We start from the raw sequence: 16858 nt of genomic DNA, 5'->3' as shown, positions 1-16858 counted from the left end.
AAATCATGGCGGAAAAGAAGAAGGGCGAAGCCCAGGAATCCGGAAAAAACAATAACAAGATGCTGATGATGGTTGTCATCGCAATCATTCTGGCGGCAGGGATTGCCGCTGCAGCCTATTTTCTCGGTACCAGCCAGTCAGGGGCGACCCTGGCGCCGGTGGGCAGCGAGGTCTCCGCAGGCACAGGCACAAGCGCAGTTATCGGACCCATGGTGGATATCGAGCCGTTTATCGTCAATATCCTTGATGATGACGGGACGCGCTACCTCAAGGCCGCCATGACCCTGGAGGTTGAGGGGGAGGATACCGGGGAAATCAGCAAGCGCATGCCGCAGCTTCGCGATGCGGTGTTGCTGGTGGCGGGCAACAAGACCTATGACGAGCTGCGCGACCTGCAGGGCAAGCTGCAGCTGCGCGCCGAAATGCTGGGGCGGATCAACGAAATTCTCAAGAACACGCGGGTCAAAAGAATCTATTTCACTGAATTTGTCGTTCAATAGCAGGCTCGATCCGCCCCTGTCTGTCATGGATAACGCCGGTTGAACCAACGAGGTATTGCGTGGAACGCATCCTGTCAAAAGAAGAGATTGCCGAGCTGCTGGCCGCAGTGCAGGACGGTGAGATCGAGACCGATCCCGAAGGGGACGAGCAGCCCGCGAAGGTTGCCGCCCCTGCGGAGAAATCCGTGTCGCGTCTGGATCTGCTGCGCATGCAGAATTCGGGGCGCGGCCGCTTTCAGAATATCGACATTCTGCTCGACATGTTCGCGCGCAATTACGGCATGTCCCTCACCAACCGGCTGCAGACCTCGGTGTCGGTCAAGCGGGCCGACATGGAAACAGAGGAATACGAACCTTTCCTCAACAAGCTGCCGAAAAACGGGCTGATCGGGGTGATCCGCATGGATCCTCTCAAGGCCGGCGGCCTGGTGCTGTTCGACGAGCAGCTGTCCTATTCCATGCTGGAGATGATGCTGGGCGGCAACACCGGCGGCAAGTTCACCATCTTTGACCGGATGATGACCGCCATTGAAATCAATGTGGTCAAGGGGATTATTGCCGATACCTGCCCGGATCTGCAGAAAGCGTTCGCGCCGGTGGAAAAACTTGAATGCTCCCTCCTGCGGGTCGAAGTCAACCCTCGCATGGTGTCCATCGTGCCACCGGATGCCGCGTTGCACATCACCACATTTTCCGTCACGGTGGATAATCTCAAGGGCAAGATGATTCTGGCCATCCCCCACACCACCCTCGATCCGCTGCGGGAGAAGCTCAAGGAGCGCACCATCGGCACCCCGGGGCGCCGCGAAACCCTGTGGGCACAGCGCATCGGGGAAGAAGTGGGGGAGACAGGCGTGACGGTGTCGGCCCATCTGGGAGACGTCGAATTGATGGTGCGGGAGATTCTCAATCTCGAGATCGGCGACATTATTGACCTGGGGTGTGATCCCAATTCGCCGCTTAAGATCTTTGTCGAGGACAAACACAAATTTTTAGCCCTGCCGGGATTGCAGAGCGGTCACAAGGCCGTCCGCATTACGGGCAAGGTCTGAGGGAGATCAAATATGAGCAACGGTAAAAACGGGAATGTCGCCGAAAACGGTCAGCCCGCAGGCAATGCCAATGGCGGTGCCAACGCGGCAGGCGAAGAAATGAAAAATCTCGATTTCCTGCTGGATGTGCCCCTGCAGGTGTCGGTGGAAGTGGGCCGCTCGCGCATCCTGATCAAGGATCTGCTGCAGATGCGTGAGGGGTTTGTGGTGGAGTTGGACAAACTAGCGGGGGAACCCCTCGACGTTTATGTCAACCAGCGTCTGATTGCACGGGGCGAAGCGGTGATGGTCAACGACAAGTTCGGTCTGCGTTTGACCGACGTGGTCAGCCCCGCCGAACGCCTGGAAAAGCTGGGATAGGCGCTCGTCATGAAGAAACCTTCCCTTCTCCTGATGCTCAGCATACCGACCTCGGTACAGGCCGCAACTGAAGCGGGCGGCGGCGATATGCTGGCCGCCAGCTTCAAGGTGCTGGCCGCGCTGGCGCTGGTCATCGGGGTGATGCTGCTCGTCTATGCCTTGTCGCGGCGGGGGCTGAAAATGATTCCCGGTCAGCGTGAAGGGCGCATCAAGGTGGTGGAAACCCGCGGGCTCGGGCCCCGTAAGGGGCTGTTTCTGGTGAGGGTGCGTGAACGGGAGTTACTGCTCGGCGTCAGTGCTGATCGCATCGAGATGTTGTGCGACCTGGGCGCAAGCCGGGAGCCGGACTTCGACAAAGCGCTGCGCAGCGAGATGGAGGCGCCGCAATGAAGCGCATTCTTGCCGTTGTGGCTCTGCTGCTGCTTTGTCCGGTGGTGGCTCAGGCGCAGGGGATGCCGAGCATTACCTTCGGAGTGACCGAGGCCGACAGCCCTCAGGAGGTGGCCACTGCGCTGCGCATCCTGTTCGTTTTCACAGTTCTGTCGGTCGCACCGGCGATCCTGTTGATGACCACCAGTTTCACTCGCATCGTCATCGTGCTGGGCTTTGTGCGCAACGCCATGGGAACTCAGCAGGCGCCGCCCAACCAAGTCATCCTGGGGCTGGCTCTGTTTCTGACGTTCTTCATCATGGCGCCTGTTTTCAACCAGATCAACAATGATGCGCTGCAGCCCTACCTCAATGAAGAGATTGCCTTCAATTCCGCCGTGGAGCGGGCAGTTGTGCCCATGCGCGAGTTCATGTTCAGACAGGTCGGCGAAAGCGACCTGGCGCTGCTGGTCAGCATCTCGGGCAATGATCAGCCCGAAACCCGTGACGATATCCCGACACTGACTCTGATCCCCGCGTTTATGCTGTCGGAACTCAAACGCGCCTTTCAAATCGGTTTTCTGGTCTATATCCCGTTCCTGGTGATCGACATGGTCATCGCCTCGGTCCTCATGGGGATGGGGATGATGATGCTGCCGCCCATTATCATTTCTCTGCCGTTCAAACTGCTGCTTTTTGTGCTGGTGGACGGCTGGGAGCTGGTTGTCGGATCGCTGGTCCGAAGTTTCGGCTGATCTGCGTACACCGGCCCCGAAAGACTGGGACAGTCCCTTTTTAAGATGAGACAAACTCAATAAGGAGACGTGCATGACGCCCGAATTTGTTGTCGATATCGGCCGCCGCGCGGTGGAAACCGTCCTGACCCTGACGGCGCCACTGCTGATTGTCGCGCTGGTCACCGGCTTGACCATCAGCATTTTTCAGGCCGCCACCCAGATTAATGAGCAGACCATGACCTTCATCCCCAAAATTGTCGCGGTGCTGGTGACTTTGTTGATTTTCGCGCCCTGGATGATCAAGGTCATGATCTCCTTCACTCAGTCGATCTACGACACCATTCCCACTCTGGGCGGGTAAAAGGACACCTCCCCTGTGGATCTGACCCTGTTCTCCATGGAAAAATTCCAGGCATTCCTCATCTGCCTGGCGCGTGTCGGTTCTCTGATCGCCGTCATGCCGGTGTTCAGCGGGGGGCAGGTTCCGGTTCGCATTCGGGTCGGGCTGGCGGTGATGCTTGCCATTCTGGTCTTCCCCGTCGTGGAAGCGACGATTCCCGCCATCGCCTTTGATCCCTTTGTACTGGCACTGCTCATGGCGCGCGAGGCGCTGGTGGGGTTGATGCTGGCCTTTGTCGCGCAGTTTGTCTTCAGCGCGGTCATTCTCGGCGGAACCGTGGTCAGTTATAAAATGGGCTTCGCCGCGGCCAATATCTTCGATCCCCAGACCCAGAGACAGATCTCGGTGGTGCCTCAGTTCCAGAACGTTGTGGCGATCCTGATCTTTCTTTCGCTGGATATGCATCACCTCTTCCTGCGCGCGATTGCCGAAAGCTTTGAACTTCTGGCCCCCGGTACAGCAGACGTCAGCGGTAATGCCATTACCTATATCGTTGACCTGTCGGTCACTATTTTCGTGCTTGGGGTCAAGCTCAGTGCGCCGGTTCTGGCGATCCTGATCCTCTCGAGCTTGGTGCTGGGGGTGATGGCGCGTGTTTTTCCGCAACTCAACGTGTTTTTTCTGTCATTCCCCCTCAATATCGGCATTGCCTTCATCGTCATCGGCCTGACCATGAGTCTGTTCGCCACGATTCTGGCACGTGAGTTTCAAAAACTTCCCGAACAGTTCATGACGCTGTTCGAGCTGTTGTAGGAGAACCCATGGCGGAAGATGCGGGCGGACAGGAAAAAACAGAAAAAGCCACAGCCAAACGACGGGAGGATTTCCGCAAAAAAGGCGAAGTGGCACAGAGTCGCGAGGTCAACACCGCCCTGCTGATGACCACCGCCATGATTCTGTGGTTTTTCTATGCACCGCCTTTCTGGCGCAGTCTCAACGAGATTCTGGCGACGATCTGGCGCCGTTCGGCCGAGTTCGAAGTGACACCGTCTTCGGTGATGATGCTGATGACCATGCTGATGCAGAAGATCGCCCTGATGCTGGCCCCGCTTTTTCTGCTGGCGCTGGTGATGGGGTTTGTCGCTTCCATTGCGCAGATCGGGTGGTTGTTTACCCTCAAGCCGATGGAGCCCAAGCTCAGCAAGATCAATCCCATCAGCGGCATGAAGAAGTTTGTTTCCAAGCGCATGATCATCGACCTTCTCAAGTCGCTCGCCAAGGTGCTTCTGGTGGGTTTTGTGGCCTATCGCACTGTCGCCGGTGAATTTGAAAACTCCATGTACCTGATGGACATGGAGCTGGTGGAAACCATCAACTTCATCGCCTATGTGGCGTTCTGGATCCTGGTGAAAACCTGCTTCATCCTTATTCTGCTGGCCGTCATCGATTACGCTTTCACGCGCTACGAGATGGAAGAGAAGATGAAGATGACCAAGCAGGAAACCAAGGAGGAGCACAAGGAGACGGAAGGCGATCCTCACATCAAGTCAAAAATCCGTTCCATCCAGATGCAGATGGCGCGCAAGCGCATGATGGCCGAAGTCCCGACGGCCGATGTCGTGGTGACCAACCCGACTCACCTCTCGGTGGCCCTCTCCTATAAGCGAGGCGAGATGGACGCGCCGGTTGTGGTGGCCAAGGGGGCGGATGCCGTGGCCATGAAAATTCGGGAAATCGCCACCGAAAATAATGTTCCGCTGGTGGAAAACGTGCCGGTGGCACGGGCCTTGTACGAGGTGGAGCTAGGGCAGCCGATTCCCGAGGAGATGTTCCGCGCGGTTGCCGAAATTCTGGCTTATGTCTACAGCCTCAAAGGACGCAAACAGTGATTCAGGATGCACTGAAAAATTTCAATTTCAGACAATCGGTCATTCGCAGCGACGTGATCGTGGCTCTCGGGCTGGTCTCCATCCTGATGGTGATGATCATTCCGCTGCCGCCGCTGCTGCTTGATATCTTTCTGTCGATGAACATCACAGTGGCGCTGCTGATCCTCATCATCGGCCTCTACACGGTGCGTCCCCTGGATTTTGCCGGATTTCCAGCGATTCTGCTGGCCACCACCCTGTTCCGCCTTTCGCTCAACGTGGCCTCGACCCGTCTGATTCTGCTCAACGGCGACCAGGGACCGGGGGCGGCGGGAAGCGTGATTCAGTCTTTCGGCCAGTTCGTAGTGGGGGGCAATTACGTGGTGGGGATTGTCATCTTCGCCATCCTGGTGGTGATCAACTTCATGGTCATCACCAAGGGCGCGGGGCGTGTGGCAGAGGTCGCGGCGCGCTTTACCCTCGATGCGATGCCGGGCAAGCAGATGGCCATCGACGCCGACCTCAACTCCGGGCTCATCAGCGAAGAGGATGCCCGCAGCCGCCGCAAGGAAATCACTCAGGAAGCCGATTTCTACGGTGCCATGGACGGTGCCAGCAAGTTCGTGCGCGGCGACGCCATTGCCGGCATCATCATTACCCTGATCAATATCGGTGCGGGTTTCGTCATCGGTGTGCTCCAAAAGGGGATGCCCATGGCCGAAGCGGCGGCCAACTACACCATCCTGACTGTCGGCGACGGCCTGGTGGGACAGATCCCCGCCCTGGTCATCTCCACCGCCGCCGGCATCCTGGTGACCCGCACGGCGGGGCTGGGCGATTTCGGCAGCGAACTCAAGGGGCAGTTCAGTATGCATCCGCGAGCGCTGTGGGTCGTGTCGGGAATTCTGCTGCTCTTCGCCCTGATCCCAGGGCTGCCCCATATCCCGTTCTTTATCCTCTCGGTCGCGGTTGGGGCTGTGGCCTACCGGGTGCAGAAGAGCCAGACGCAGGAGCGTGAACGTGAAGAGCATGAGGAGATGGAGGCCCTGCCCGCCGAGCCGGAAAACTACGAAGAGATGCTGGCGATTGATCTGCTTGAACTCGAAGTGGGCTATGGCCTGATTCCGCTGGTCGATGCCAATCAGGAGGGCGATCTGCTGCCGCGCATCAAATCGATCCGCAAACAGTTTGCCCTGGAGATGGGCTTCATCGTTCCCCCCGTGCACATCAAGGACAACCTGCAACTCAAGCCGAACGAATACAACATCCTTCTCAAAGGCGTCACCATCGCCAGCGGCGAAATGCTGCCCGGCCACTTCCTGGCCATGAATCCGGGCACCGCCACCGAAAATCTCAAAGGAGTGCAGACGACGGAACCGGCCTTCGGTCTGCCTGCAGTGTGGATCTCCGACGAGAAGCGCGACCGGGCCCAGATCGCCGGCTACACGGTGGTCGATTGCACGACGGTGATGGCCACTCACATCAGCGAAATCATAAAAAGACACGCTCACGAGCTTTTGGGACGGCAAGAGGTACAGAATTTGCTGGATAACTTCGCCAAGAGCCACCCGAAGCTGGTGGAGGAACTGGTCCCTGATTTGCTGAGCTTAGGAACGGTGATGCGCGTGCTGCAGAATCTGCTGCGTGAAAATGTTTCGATCCGCGATATGCGGACCATTCTCGAGACCCTGGCCGACTGGGCTCCGGCCGGACAGGACCCCGAGATGCTGACAGAGCATGTACGCCGCAACTTGTCGCGTGCCATCTGCGCCAACTACGTGACCGATGACGGCGTGCTGCCGGTGCTGACCTTCGCGCGCGACGTGGAAGCCCGCATTCAGGATGCCGTTCAGCAAAGCGGTCAGGGCAGCTACCTGGCGCTTGATCCCCCCAGCGCCCAGAATATTCTGAGTGCGCTGGGCGAGACGATCCAGCAATACGCTGGAGGAGACCCGGTGTTGCTGTGTCCGCCTGCGATTCGTGCTCACGTCAAAAGGTTGACCGAGCGTTATCTGCCCAATCTCATGGTGATCTCCCATAACGAAGTGGCCCCGGATCTCAAGATCCGCTCGGTCGGAACGGTGAAGGCTAATGCTGGTTAAGGTCTTTGAATCGGAAAATATGGCTTCGGCGCTGAAGAAGGTCAAGGAAACCCTGGGACCCGACGCGCTGATACTGTCGACACGCACCATCCGCAAGGGAGGGCTTGGCGTGCTGGGCAAGCCGATCCTCGAGGTGACGGCCGCCGTTGAACCCTCCGGCGAGGCGGCCAGAAGCGTCGGGACGACGACACCGGTGGCGATGCGCGAAAAGAAGGCTTTGGCTTCTTCCCGCGGCGGGCGCAGGCGCCCGTCCTTCGAAGATGAACTGAGTTACGACGAGATCTGGGCTGAAAACCGCGCCGCTGCAACTCAGAGAGCGGTGCCCGAAGCGACGCCCCGGCGTGACCCGCGGGAATTTGACACGCTGCGCGGTGAGATCGATGAACTTAAAAGCATGATGCGCGGCTTCATCAACGAGGCGCGGACTCCCGTCAGCGGGTCGCCGGGGACCGCTGGAGACGAACTCGCTGCAGCAGCCCCGTCTCGCCGCCGCGCACGGTCTGGCGCGAACGGGACAAAGGGGAACGAGGAGGGTCTTGACGGGCTGGTTGCGTTGCTGCGCGAGCGTGGCATCGACCATGAGGCCGCTGAAACCATCGTACGTTTCGCCTGCCAGCGCGCGTCCGATGCCCAGAGGCGCGACCCAGAGGTGATGCGCGCCATCTTTGCCGACGTGATCGGCGACCTGATCCGGGTCGAGGCCAAGCCCCCGGCGCAGAAACAGCAGCGGCGACTGGCGCTGATCGGTCCCACCGGAGTCGGTAAGACGACAACCATCGCCAAGCTGGCGGCCGACCATCTGCTGCACGGCGGCAAAAGCGTGGCCATGGTGACGATCGACACCTTCCGTATCGCGGCGGTGGAACAACTCAAGGTTTACGGCGAGATCATGAATGTGCCGGTGGAAGTGGTGGTTTCACCCAAGCAGATGCGCGGCGTGCTCAACCGTCACCGCGACAAGGATCTGATTCTGATCGACACCGCCGGGCGCAGCCCGCGCGACGAGACCAGCCTGAACGAGCTGGCGGATATCCTGGCGCCGGAACTGGGCACGGAGAACCACCTGGTGCTGTCGGCCGCAACCCGTGACGAAGATCTCTACGGTGCGGTGACGCGCTTCGGCCGGGTGGCGATCCACAACCTGATTTTCACCAAGATCGATGAGTGCTCGCAGGCCGGAGCGCTGTTCAACGTGCATCTGCGGCACAACTTCCCGATTGCTTATCTGACCAACGGGCAACGGGTGCCGGAAGACATTTTGGTGGCGGATTCAAAGAAGATCGCCCGCATGATCATGGGATAAAAGGGCGAGGGGAAAGGATTTATGGAAATGTTGCAGCAACGATTGGATCAGGCAGGAACCCTGCGCTCCATGAGCGATCGGTTCAGCGGTACGGCCGCCGATGCTTCCGCCACGCTTGAGGCTGATCGGCAGGCCGCGCGGGTTCTCTCGGTCACCAGCGGCAAGGGTGGAGTCGGAAAGACCGCGGTGGTCTCCAACGTCGCTCTGGCGCTGGCGCAGATGGACAAAAAAGTGCTCATCATCGACGCCGATCTCGGCCTGGCCAATATCGATGTGGTTTTCGGCCTGACACCGCAGTACAACCTCAATCACTTCTTCAACGGCGACCGCTCGCTGCTCGAGATCATGGTGGAGGGGCCGGGCGGCATCAAAATTCTGCCTGCCGGCTCGGGGATGCAGACCGTTACGCGCCTGAGTTCGGAACAGAAGATGAAATTTCTCGACGATCTCGACAGCCTGCACGGTGATTTCGAAGTCGTCATCATCGACACCGAGGCCGGCATCTCGGAGAACGTCACCTATTTCAACGTGGCGGCGCAGGACATTCTGGTGGTGACCACCCCGGAACCGACCGCCATAACCGACGCCTATGCCCTGATGAAGCTCTTGTCGGTGCAGTATCACGAAAAGCGCTTCAACCTCATCGTCAATTCGGTGCGCGACGCCGGCGAAGCACTCGACGTGTACCGCAAGCTGACCATGGTGTCGAACCGCTATCTCGATATCTCTATCGATTATCTGGGTTGCGTACCGCAGGATAAGCGCATGCGCGAAGCGGTACGCCGCCAGCGAGTGATGGTGGACCTGTTTCCCCGCACCAAGGCCAGCGCCGCGTTTGAAACCATCGCCCGCAACCTGATTACCACGCCGCAGAATGTCGGCCCCAAGGGCAGTCTGCAGTTTTTCTGGCGGCGTCTGCTGTCATTCGGCCAGGGGGCCTGAGAGGGCACGGTGACCATGAACCCTCCCGAAACCTATTATGTGTCCGCGCCCGATCTGCGGGAGCGGCTGATCCAGGATCATCTGCCGCTGGTCAATTTCCTGGTGGAGCGCATGATCACTCAGGTGCCGTCGACCATGACCCGCGACGAACTCGCCAGCGCGGCCATGATGGGGCTGATCGACGCCGCCAACCGCTACGACGCCGGACGCGGAATTTTGTTCAAGACTTTCGCCGAACACCGCATGCGCGGCGCCATGCTCGATGAAGCACGCAAGTCCGACTGGTTTTCCCGCACTCTGCGCGACAAGCAGAGCCGACTGACGCGTGCGATCGACCGCCTTGAGCAGCAACTGGGGCGGCCGCCGGAAGAGTTCGAGATCGCAGAAGAGATGGAGCTGGGTCTCGAAGAATACCGCGCCCTGCTGGCAGAGGTCAGTCACCTCGGCTGCGTCAGCCTGCATCAGACCCTGGACGAGCACGAGGAGGGTCGCAGCTTTCTTGACAACCTCAGCGATCCTGAGATGCCGACTCCGCAGGAAAATGTCGAGCGACTGCAGCTCACCGAGGAACTGGCGGGTCTGCTCGAAAGGCTCTCCGAGAAGGAGCGGCTGGTGATCGCCCTCTACTATTACGAGGAGTTGACCCAGAAAGAGATTGCAGAGGTTCTCGGCGTCACCGAAGGGCGCGTTTCGCAACTCCACAGCCAGGCCCTGGCCCGGCTCAAATCCCGCATGAGCAGCCGTCTGACACGGTCGCCGCGCTCCTGAACCTGATTCCAAGGCGAACCATGGCCATTTCCACCTTCAATTTTTTTGCCGTTGCGGCCCTGGCGGCGATCGTCGGCGTGACGCTGATCGTTGTCTACCTCAACCTGCGCAAGGTGAGAGGGGAACTGGACGCCCTGCGCGAAGAGTTCTCCCTGTGGCGCCGCATGGCAGCCGCAGCCCCTGTTTTGAAAGATCAGGGGGAAGAGACTTCTCGGCAGCAGGCCCCCTCCCCGGAACAGGTGGCTGATGCCGAAGCGTCTGTTTCCGCAGAGGAGGCCGAGGCCATGCGCGAGCGGCTGCACGGCGGCAACAGTCTTGGGGATGGAAAGGCGCCGGAGCGCTATCGCCATGTGGCGACCCTGGCTGACAAGGGGCTGGGTGCCGACGAGATCGCCGAAGTCCTTCAGGTCTCTCCCGCAGAGGCGCAGCAATTGGTGAAACTTGCGGAAGTGGCGCGCAAAAAGAGCTAAAGTTTCCCGCTGCCTGATCCGAAAGGTAAGGCGAGCGAGAAAAGATAGAAACAATTCAAGGGAGACACCGCAGGGATGAGTTCAGGAATCTACAGCGCCCTCTCCGGGGCCCGCAGTCGCATGCAGCTTCTTGAGGTGGTCAGCAACAATCTGGCCAACGTCCATACCGTCGGTTTCAAGAAAGATCGCCTCAATTTTGAATCTCTCATCAGCGATGCCCGCCAGCAGAGTCTGGCGCGCGGCGTCAATCACAGCCGTGTCGGCATGCGCTATACCGATCACGGCACCGGCACCTTTCAGACCACCGGCAACAATCTCGATCTGGCCATCAACGGCCCCGGGTTTTTCAAGGTGCAAACGCCCGAAGGGGAGGCCTACACCCGCCAGGGCAGTTTCCGCCTCAATGCAGACGGCACCCTGGTGACTGCTGCAGGCTATCCGGTGGTGGGGGCCAACGGCCCTGTGAATCTGCCGGATGCCGATGTGGTCATCGATGAAAGCGGCCGGATCTGGGATGATGAGGCGATCGTCGGTGAAATCGCTGTTTTTGAAGTGCTTGATCCTCAACAGCTTGAAAAGCGCGGCGACGGGTTGTTCGCCGCCGCCGAACCCGCCGGGGAAGCGCGCGTTGCCAATCCCGAACTCGCCCAGGGACAGCTTGAATCCTCCAATGTCAATCCCCTTGAGGAGATGGCGATGATGATCGATGCGCAGCGCAATTTTGAAGCCCTGACCCGCGCCATCAAGTCCTACAAAGAGATGGGCAAGGCCGCGGAACTGGGGCGCGTAGGATAATTCAACCACCGGAGCGGCTCGCGGGAGACGCATCCGGATGATGCAAGGAGAACCAAGGATATGATCAGATCACTGTGGACCGCCGCAACCGGCATGACCGCCCAGCAACTCAATATGGATGTGATTTCCAACAACCTGGCCAACGTTAATACGGCCGGTTTCAAGAAAAGCCGCGCCGATTTTCAGGACCTGCTCTATCAGGTCAGCCGTGCGGCCGGCACCGAATCAGTCAACGGCGACGAAGTGCCCACCGGCATCCAGGTCGGCCTCGGCGCGCGCGCCGCAGCGGTGCAGAAAATCTTTACTACCGGCGATCTGCAGCAGACCGGCAACGATCTCGATATCGCCATCGAAGGCAACGGCTTTTTCCGTGTGATGATGCCCGACGGCGAAGAATCGTACACCCGCAGCGGCGCCTTCAAGAAGGACGGCACCGGCCGCATGGTGACCTCCGACGGTTACCCTCTGGAGCCGCAGATCGTGATCCCGGAAAACGCAACGCGGCTGTCCATTACCGAAGACGGCGCGGTCAACGTTTATCTGGACGGCGAGGCCGAGCCCAATCAGATCGGCACCATCGAGCTGACCACTTTCAGCAATCCGGCAGGTCTTGAAGCCATCGGCCGCAACCTGCTGCTGGAAACCCCGGCCTCGGGTGCGCCCGTCGACGGCATCCCCGGCCAGGAGGGCTTCGGCGCTCTTGCCCAGGGTTTTCTGGAAGGGTCCAACGTCAACATCATGGAAGAGATGGTGGGGATGATCACGACCCAGCGCGCCTACGAGATCAACTCCAAGGCCATTCAGACATCGGATGAAATGCTGCAGATGGTCAATAACCTGGCTTAAGAGACCAGTCCTGGGAAAGTCATAAAAATGGCGCGGATGAATTTGTTGAACAGATGAATTCCCGCGCCGTTTTTTTGTCTCGTTTTTAATCGCTCCCCCCTCCCAGCCTCCCCCGCTGGGGGGAGGGGCAAGGCTAGCCGTTCCAGCGTTTTTCTCCCTCTCCCAGCGGGGGAGGGTTGGGGTGGGGGAGAAGATTTTAAATAATGTCCAACTCAACTCGGCTCGACATTTGCAAAATACAGGCAACATGATGACAAATACTGGAAAATACGTTTTTTTGCTGCTGACGGCCCTGCTCCTGACGGCAGGCGCCGCGTTCGCGTCGGAGGATTTTCAGACTGTGGGCAGTGCTGAAATTCACGACATGCTTGAGGATTATCTGGCTGAGAATGCCGGGCTGCTGCCGCAGGCCGACATCCGTATCCGCTCCCTGGACGTTCATCGGTCTTTTGAGTTGCCTGCCGGACGGATGACACATGAGATCATTCCCTCCGATCCCGGCATTCTCAACAGCCGCCGGTTCACGTTCATCTTTCGTGTCGACGACCGGGTGGTGGAAAACCGCTCCTTTCGCGCCGAAATCGAAGCCCTGGCCCCGGTTGCCGTTGCGGCGGGCGATCTGCGGCGGGGGGTGAGGCTGGGTGAGCATGATATCAATATGGTTGAAATGGATCTGGCCCAGGAGCGCAACCCCTGCCTCGACTCGCAGGAATTGATCGGCAAGGAGCTCAAACGCTCGATCCGTATGGGGCGCACAATCGACCGCAGTTGGGTCGAAGAACCGGCTCTGGTCCATCGCGGGGACCGTGTCTCCATTGTGGTGCGCAGTGGGGCCATGGAACTGACTGCCACCGGCGTTGCCCGTGAGGACGGTGCCAAGAACGATGTTGTGACAATCCGCAACGCCTCCTCTCAGAAAGATATTCTCTGCCGGGTCACGGCTCCCGGCGTCGTGCAGGTGGAGCTTTGATGATGAAAACGATTGGATGGACAGTGATTTCAGCGCTGCTGATGTTTGCAGTCGGCTGCGCGGGCCATACCCGACCCCAGATGCAGGAAGAGGCCTTTGCCCCTCAGGAGGTTGAAATTGTCGCAGAGAGGCCCGCGACAAACGGCTCCTTGTGGACCGAAAGCCGAGGATCTTTGTTTAATGACCGTAAGGCGCAGCGCATCGGCGATATTTTGACGGTCGCCATCTTCGAGCGCGCCAGCGCAAGCAAGGAGGCCAGCACCTCAACTGGGCGCAGCAGTTCGGCCTCGGCGGGAATCAACAACCTGTTCGGCCTGGAAAAGCAGATCGCCACCATCAACAGCAGTATCGATCCCGGCAACCTGATCGGAACCCGCTATGACAACCAATTTTCCGGTTCCGGCAGCACCTCGCGCCGGGAGGATCTGGTGGCCACGATTACGACTCGCGTTGTGGATGTGCTGCCCAACGGCAACCTGCGCATCGATGGACACAAAAGCGTCACCGTCAACAATGAGCAGCAGCTGATCCGCCTCTCCGGCATCGTGCGTCCCACCGATGTGTCGTCCAACAACGTGGTCGATTCGAGCCAGGTGCTTGACGCGCAGATCGTCTATACCGGCAAAGGGGTGATCAGCGACAAGCAGAAGCAGGGCTGGCTGGTGAGAATACTAGACAACGTCTGGCCATTTTAGAGGAGCGCCGCTTTTGCGCAATCTCCGCGTCAACCTTCGAAATCCCTTGTGCGACGTACTTTCAGTACGCCTCCGCGGGATTTCTCGGTTTCCTTGACCTTGCACAAAATCGACGCTCCTGGGAACGGGCTACTGGGATAATGAGGGGAGCGCCGCTTTTGCACGAGCTCCGCGTCAGCCTTCGTACCGGCTGCGCTCGACGTATTGCAATACGCCTCGCTTGTCGGCTCTCGGCTTCCTTGATCTCGCACAAAATCGACGCTCCCTGGAACGGGCTACGGGTGAAATGAATGGAAAACACAAAGCATAAAATATTTAAACCCCTAATGATTTTGGTGGCTCTTGTTATCTTGTTTGCGACATCGGCTCAGGCGGCGCGGATCAAGGACATCGCCAAGATCGAAGGGGTGCGCAACAACCAGCTGGTCGGCTACGGGCTGGTGGTGGGGCTCAACGGCAGCGGTGACAGCCAGAGCACCGAGTTCACGATTCAGTCGCTGGCCAATATGCTGGAGCGTCTCGGTGTGGCGGTCGAACCGGGACAGATCAAGGTGGATAATGTGGCGGCGGTGATGGTCACCGCCGAACTGCCCCCCTTTGCCAAGGCGGGCACTGGCATTGATGCGTTGGTCTCTTCCATTGGTGATGCGGACAGCCTGGTCGGCGGCACGCTGCTCATGACGCCACTGAAAGGTCCGGACGGGCAGGTATATGCCGTGGCCCAGGGGCCGGTCGTGGTGGGTGCCATCGCTTTTGGCGGCAAGGCGGCGACGGTGCAGAAAAATCACCCCACGGCGGGTCGAGTGCCTGACGGAGCCTTGGTGGAGCGCGAAGTGCAATTTGATTTTGGAGTCGGCAATCAATTGACCTATCGCATCCAGCAGGCGGATTTCACCACCATCTCCCGCATCAGCCGGGTAGTCAATGAGCGCTTCGGCGGCGATATTGCCCGCTCCGTTGACGGTTCCAGCCTTCAAGTCAGCATCCCCGAGTTTTATCATGACCACAAAATTGATTTTATCGCGGCTCTGGAAGAACTTGAAGTGCGCCCGGATACCGTGGCCCGTATCGTTATCAACGAAAAAACCGGCACCATCGTCATGGGTGAGGACGTGCGCATCGCTACCGTGGCGGTTTCCCACGGCAACCTCAATCTGGTCATAAGTGAATCGGCCCGGGTCAGCCAGCCTAATCCGCTGGCTGAAGGGGATACCGTGGTCGTGCCGGAGACCGAGATAGAGGTGACCGAAGAAATCGGCAACCTGGTGGTGGTCGACCGGGGCGTAAGTATCGGCGAAATCGCCCGCGGCCTCAATGCCATCGGCGCCACCCCCCGCGACCTGATCGCCATCTTCCAGGCGATTAAAGCCAGCGGGGCGCTGCATGCTGAGTTGGTGATCCTGTAAATCTCTAGAAATCCTGAACCACAGAGACCACAGAGGGCACAGAGGAAAAACCGAATCTAGGAAAATCCAAAAAATTTTATTTACTGTTTTAGATTTTTTGCTCAGATTTTTCTTCGTGTTCTCTGTGTGCTCTGTGGTGAATAACTGCAAAGGTTTTCCCCATGGAAATGAAAATCGACCCGCAACTGCTCGCCTCCCGCGCTCTGGAACAGAAGAAATCCGCAACCGGCGCGCAGAAAAACGACCCGCAGAAGCTCAAGGAAGCCTGTCAGCAGTTTGAAGCACTGTTTGTGAATTCCATGTTCAAGGAGATGCGCAAGAGCGTACCGACCGATGGCTTGCTCCCCCCAAACGGCGGACAGCAGATGTTCCAGGAAATGATGGACTGGGAAGTGGCCCAGAAAGCCTCCGCCACCCAGGGCATCGGCATCGCCGAAGCGCTCTACCGTCACCTGCAGGGGCCGGTGGAAGACAAAAAGCCCTGAACCACCCGTTCACTTCGTTCTCTAGAGATCACAGAGGACTCAGAGTTTTACAAAAAGATTCTCTCTGTGGCTTTTCCTCTGAGTTCTCCGTGCCCTCTGTGGTTCAAAGCCTTTCTCCCACCTCTCTAATTTTTCCCTAAAGATCCCCCGCACCCTGCCGATAAGTATTCCAAGTGAAAGAAACCAAGGGAGCATTGCGATGTCCATTAAAAAAATATTCGGCAATCAGATGGTGCCGCCGCCCATCACAACGCGCGCCACGCACAAAAACGAAGCGGGAAAATCGGCCGGCCCACGCCAGGGCGACAAGGTCGATTTTTCTTCCGTTCTGCAGGGGGTGAACAAAGCTCGCGAAGCCTCCAGCCCGGCGGATGCGCAGCGTGCTGAAAAGGTGGCGTCCATCAAGGCGCAGGTCGCCGGAGGCACTTACAATCCGGATATGCACAAGGTGGCGGCCAGCCTGCTCAAATTCGTTTCTCAGGAGCCGCGCAATGACTGAAGAGTTTGTCCATGAGCAGTTGCTGCAGCTGCGGGACCTGATCGCTCAGGAGCGTCGCGCAGCGCGGGATTTTGATATGGAAGCCCTTTCCGAAACAGCCCGCCGCAAGGAAGAACTGATGGAGATTCTGGCGGAAGCTCCTCCCTGTGAAAGCCTTGAATGCAGGGAGCTTGCGGAAGAGGTTCGTGCTGAGAACCGCCGCAACGCGTTCCTGTTCTGGTCGGGGCTGCGCCTGGTGCGCGATACGGTGGCTTTTTTCGAGAAGCAGATCCCGCCGCCGGCTTACGGCGCCTCGGGGTCTCTGACGCCGGGCAAGGCTGGCGGTAAACTGCTGGCGGGGAGGATTTAAGC

The 16858-nt window shown here is 58.7% G+C and carries 21 protein-coding genes; all 21 read left to right on the top strand.

Annotation, left to right across the window (positions count from 1 at the left end; translation table 11 throughout):
• The first annotated feature begins 5 nt into the window (after window positions 1–5).
• The 21 genes from GSUB_RS14960 (at window position 6) to GSUB_RS14860 (ending at window position 16856) form a co-directional block, all read left to right on the top strand.
• Window positions 6–500, top strand: a complete 495-nt coding sequence (locus GSUB_RS14960) for a flagellar basal body-associated FliL family protein (protein WP_040201518.1) — start codon at window positions 6–8, stop codon at window positions 498–500.
• A 59-nt stretch (window positions 501–559) separates the two neighbouring features.
• Window positions 560–1552: a flagellar motor switch protein FliM gene (gene fliM, locus GSUB_RS14955; RefSeq protein ID WP_040201517.1), complete on the top strand. Its 993-nt coding sequence runs from the start codon at window positions 560–562 to the stop codon at window positions 1550–1552.
• A gap of 12 nt (window positions 1553–1564) precedes the next feature.
• Window positions 1565–1912, top strand: a complete 348-nt coding sequence (fliN, locus tag GSUB_RS14950) for a flagellar motor switch protein FliN (RefSeq protein WP_052464982.1) — start codon at window positions 1565–1567, stop codon at window positions 1910–1912.
• Between the two features lie 9 nt (window positions 1913–1921).
• Complete coding sequence (gene fliO, locus GSUB_RS14945) at window positions 1922–2302, top strand: flagellar biosynthetic protein FliO (protein ID WP_052464981.1); 381 nt, start codon at window positions 1922–1924, stop codon at window positions 2300–2302.
• Window positions 2299–3036 (top strand): flagellar type III secretion system pore protein FliP, encoded by a 738-nt coding sequence (gene fliP, locus GSUB_RS14940; RefSeq protein ID WP_040201516.1) that lies wholly within the window; start codon window positions 2299–2301, stop codon window positions 3034–3036. The genes fliO and fliP overlap by 4 nt, the downstream gene beginning before the upstream one ends.
• 73 nt (window positions 3037–3109) lie before the next feature.
• On the top strand, window positions 3110–3379 hold the full coding sequence (gene fliQ / locus GSUB_RS14935) for a flagellar biosynthesis protein FliQ (protein WP_040201515.1): 270 nt from the start codon (window positions 3110–3112) through the stop codon (window positions 3377–3379).
• A gap of 15 nt (window positions 3380–3394) precedes the next feature.
• Window positions 3395–4171, top strand: coding sequence for a flagellar biosynthetic protein FliR (gene fliR / locus GSUB_RS14930; RefSeq protein ID WP_052464980.1), 777 nt, complete (start codon window positions 3395–3397; stop codon window positions 4169–4171).
• Between the two features lie 8 nt (window positions 4172–4179).
• A complete protein-coding gene (gene flhB / locus GSUB_RS14925) occupies window positions 4180–5247 on the top strand; it encodes a flagellar biosynthesis protein FlhB (RefSeq protein ID WP_040201514.1) in 1068 nt (355 codons plus the stop codon).
• Window positions 5244–7328 carry a flagellar biosynthesis protein FlhA gene (gene flhA / locus GSUB_RS14920; RefSeq protein WP_235269846.1) on the top strand — a complete coding sequence of 695 codons (2085 nt, stop codon included), beginning with the start codon at window positions 5244–5246 and terminating at the stop codon, window positions 7326–7328. The genes flhB and flhA overlap by 4 nt, the downstream gene beginning before the upstream one ends.
• Window positions 7318–8631 (top strand): flagellar biosynthesis GTPase FlhF, encoded by a 1314-nt coding sequence (gene flhF, locus GSUB_RS14915; protein WP_040201512.1) that lies wholly within the window; start codon window positions 7318–7320, stop codon window positions 8629–8631. Before flhA ends, flhF begins: the two co-directional genes overlap by 11 nt.
• A gap of 21 nt (window positions 8632–8652) precedes the next feature.
• Complete coding sequence (locus GSUB_RS14910; RefSeq protein ID WP_040201511.1) at window positions 8653–9573, top strand: MinD/ParA family protein; 921 nt, start codon at window positions 8653–8655, stop codon at window positions 9571–9573.
• 15 nt (window positions 9574–9588) lie between these two features.
• Window positions 9589–10341, top strand: coding sequence for a FliA/WhiG family RNA polymerase sigma factor (locus GSUB_RS14905; RefSeq protein ID WP_040201510.1), 753 nt, complete (start codon window positions 9589–9591; stop codon window positions 10339–10341).
• A 20-nt stretch (window positions 10342–10361) separates the two neighbouring features.
• Window positions 10362–10811, top strand: coding sequence for an RNA polymerase sigma factor (locus GSUB_RS14900; protein WP_040201509.1), 450 nt, complete (start codon window positions 10362–10364; stop codon window positions 10809–10811).
• A gap of 75 nt (window positions 10812–10886) precedes the next feature.
• A complete protein-coding gene (gene flgF / locus GSUB_RS14895) occupies window positions 10887–11606 on the top strand; it encodes a flagellar basal-body rod protein FlgF (RefSeq protein ID WP_040201508.1) in 720 nt (239 codons plus the stop codon).
• 60 nt (window positions 11607–11666) lie between these two features.
• Window positions 11667–12452 (top strand): flagellar basal-body rod protein FlgG, encoded by a 786-nt coding sequence (flgG, locus tag GSUB_RS14890; RefSeq protein ID WP_040201507.1) that lies wholly within the window; start codon window positions 11667–11669, stop codon window positions 12450–12452.
• Between the two features lie 247 nt (window positions 12453–12699).
• Window positions 12700–13422 (top strand): flagellar basal body P-ring formation chaperone FlgA, encoded by a 723-nt coding sequence (flgA, locus tag GSUB_RS14885; protein WP_084212137.1) that lies wholly within the window; start codon window positions 12700–12702, stop codon window positions 13420–13422.
• Window positions 13422–14117 carry a flagellar basal body L-ring protein FlgH gene (locus tag GSUB_RS14880; protein ID WP_052464979.1) on the top strand — a complete coding sequence of 232 codons (696 nt, stop codon included), beginning with the start codon at window positions 13422–13424 and terminating at the stop codon, window positions 14115–14117. Before flgA ends, GSUB_RS14880 begins: the two co-directional genes overlap by 1 nt.
• 311 nt (window positions 14118–14428) lie before the next feature.
• Window positions 14429–15523, top strand: coding sequence for a flagellar basal body P-ring protein FlgI (locus GSUB_RS14875; RefSeq protein WP_144402085.1), 1095 nt, complete (start codon window positions 14429–14431; stop codon window positions 15521–15523).
• A 161-nt stretch (window positions 15524–15684) separates the two neighbouring features.
• Window positions 15685–16008 (top strand): rod-binding protein, encoded by a 324-nt coding sequence (locus tag GSUB_RS14870; RefSeq protein ID WP_052464978.1) that lies wholly within the window; start codon window positions 15685–15687, stop codon window positions 16006–16008.
• Between the two features lie 199 nt (window positions 16009–16207).
• Window positions 16208–16507, top strand: a complete 300-nt coding sequence (gene flgM / locus GSUB_RS14865; protein WP_040201502.1) for a flagellar biosynthesis anti-sigma factor FlgM — start codon at window positions 16208–16210, stop codon at window positions 16505–16507.
• Window positions 16500–16856 (top strand): flagellar protein FlgN, encoded by a 357-nt coding sequence (locus GSUB_RS14860; protein WP_040201501.1) that lies wholly within the window; start codon window positions 16500–16502, stop codon window positions 16854–16856. Before flgM ends, GSUB_RS14860 begins: the two co-directional genes overlap by 8 nt.
• Window positions 16857–16858: the final 2 nt, after the last annotated feature.

Source organism: Geoalkalibacter subterraneus (assembly GCF_000827125.1).
GTDB lineage: Bacteria > Desulfobacterota > Desulfuromonadia > Desulfuromonadales > Geoalkalibacteraceae > Geoalkalibacter_A > Geoalkalibacter_A subterraneus.
This window is presented reverse-complemented; position numbering and strand designations above follow the sequence as displayed.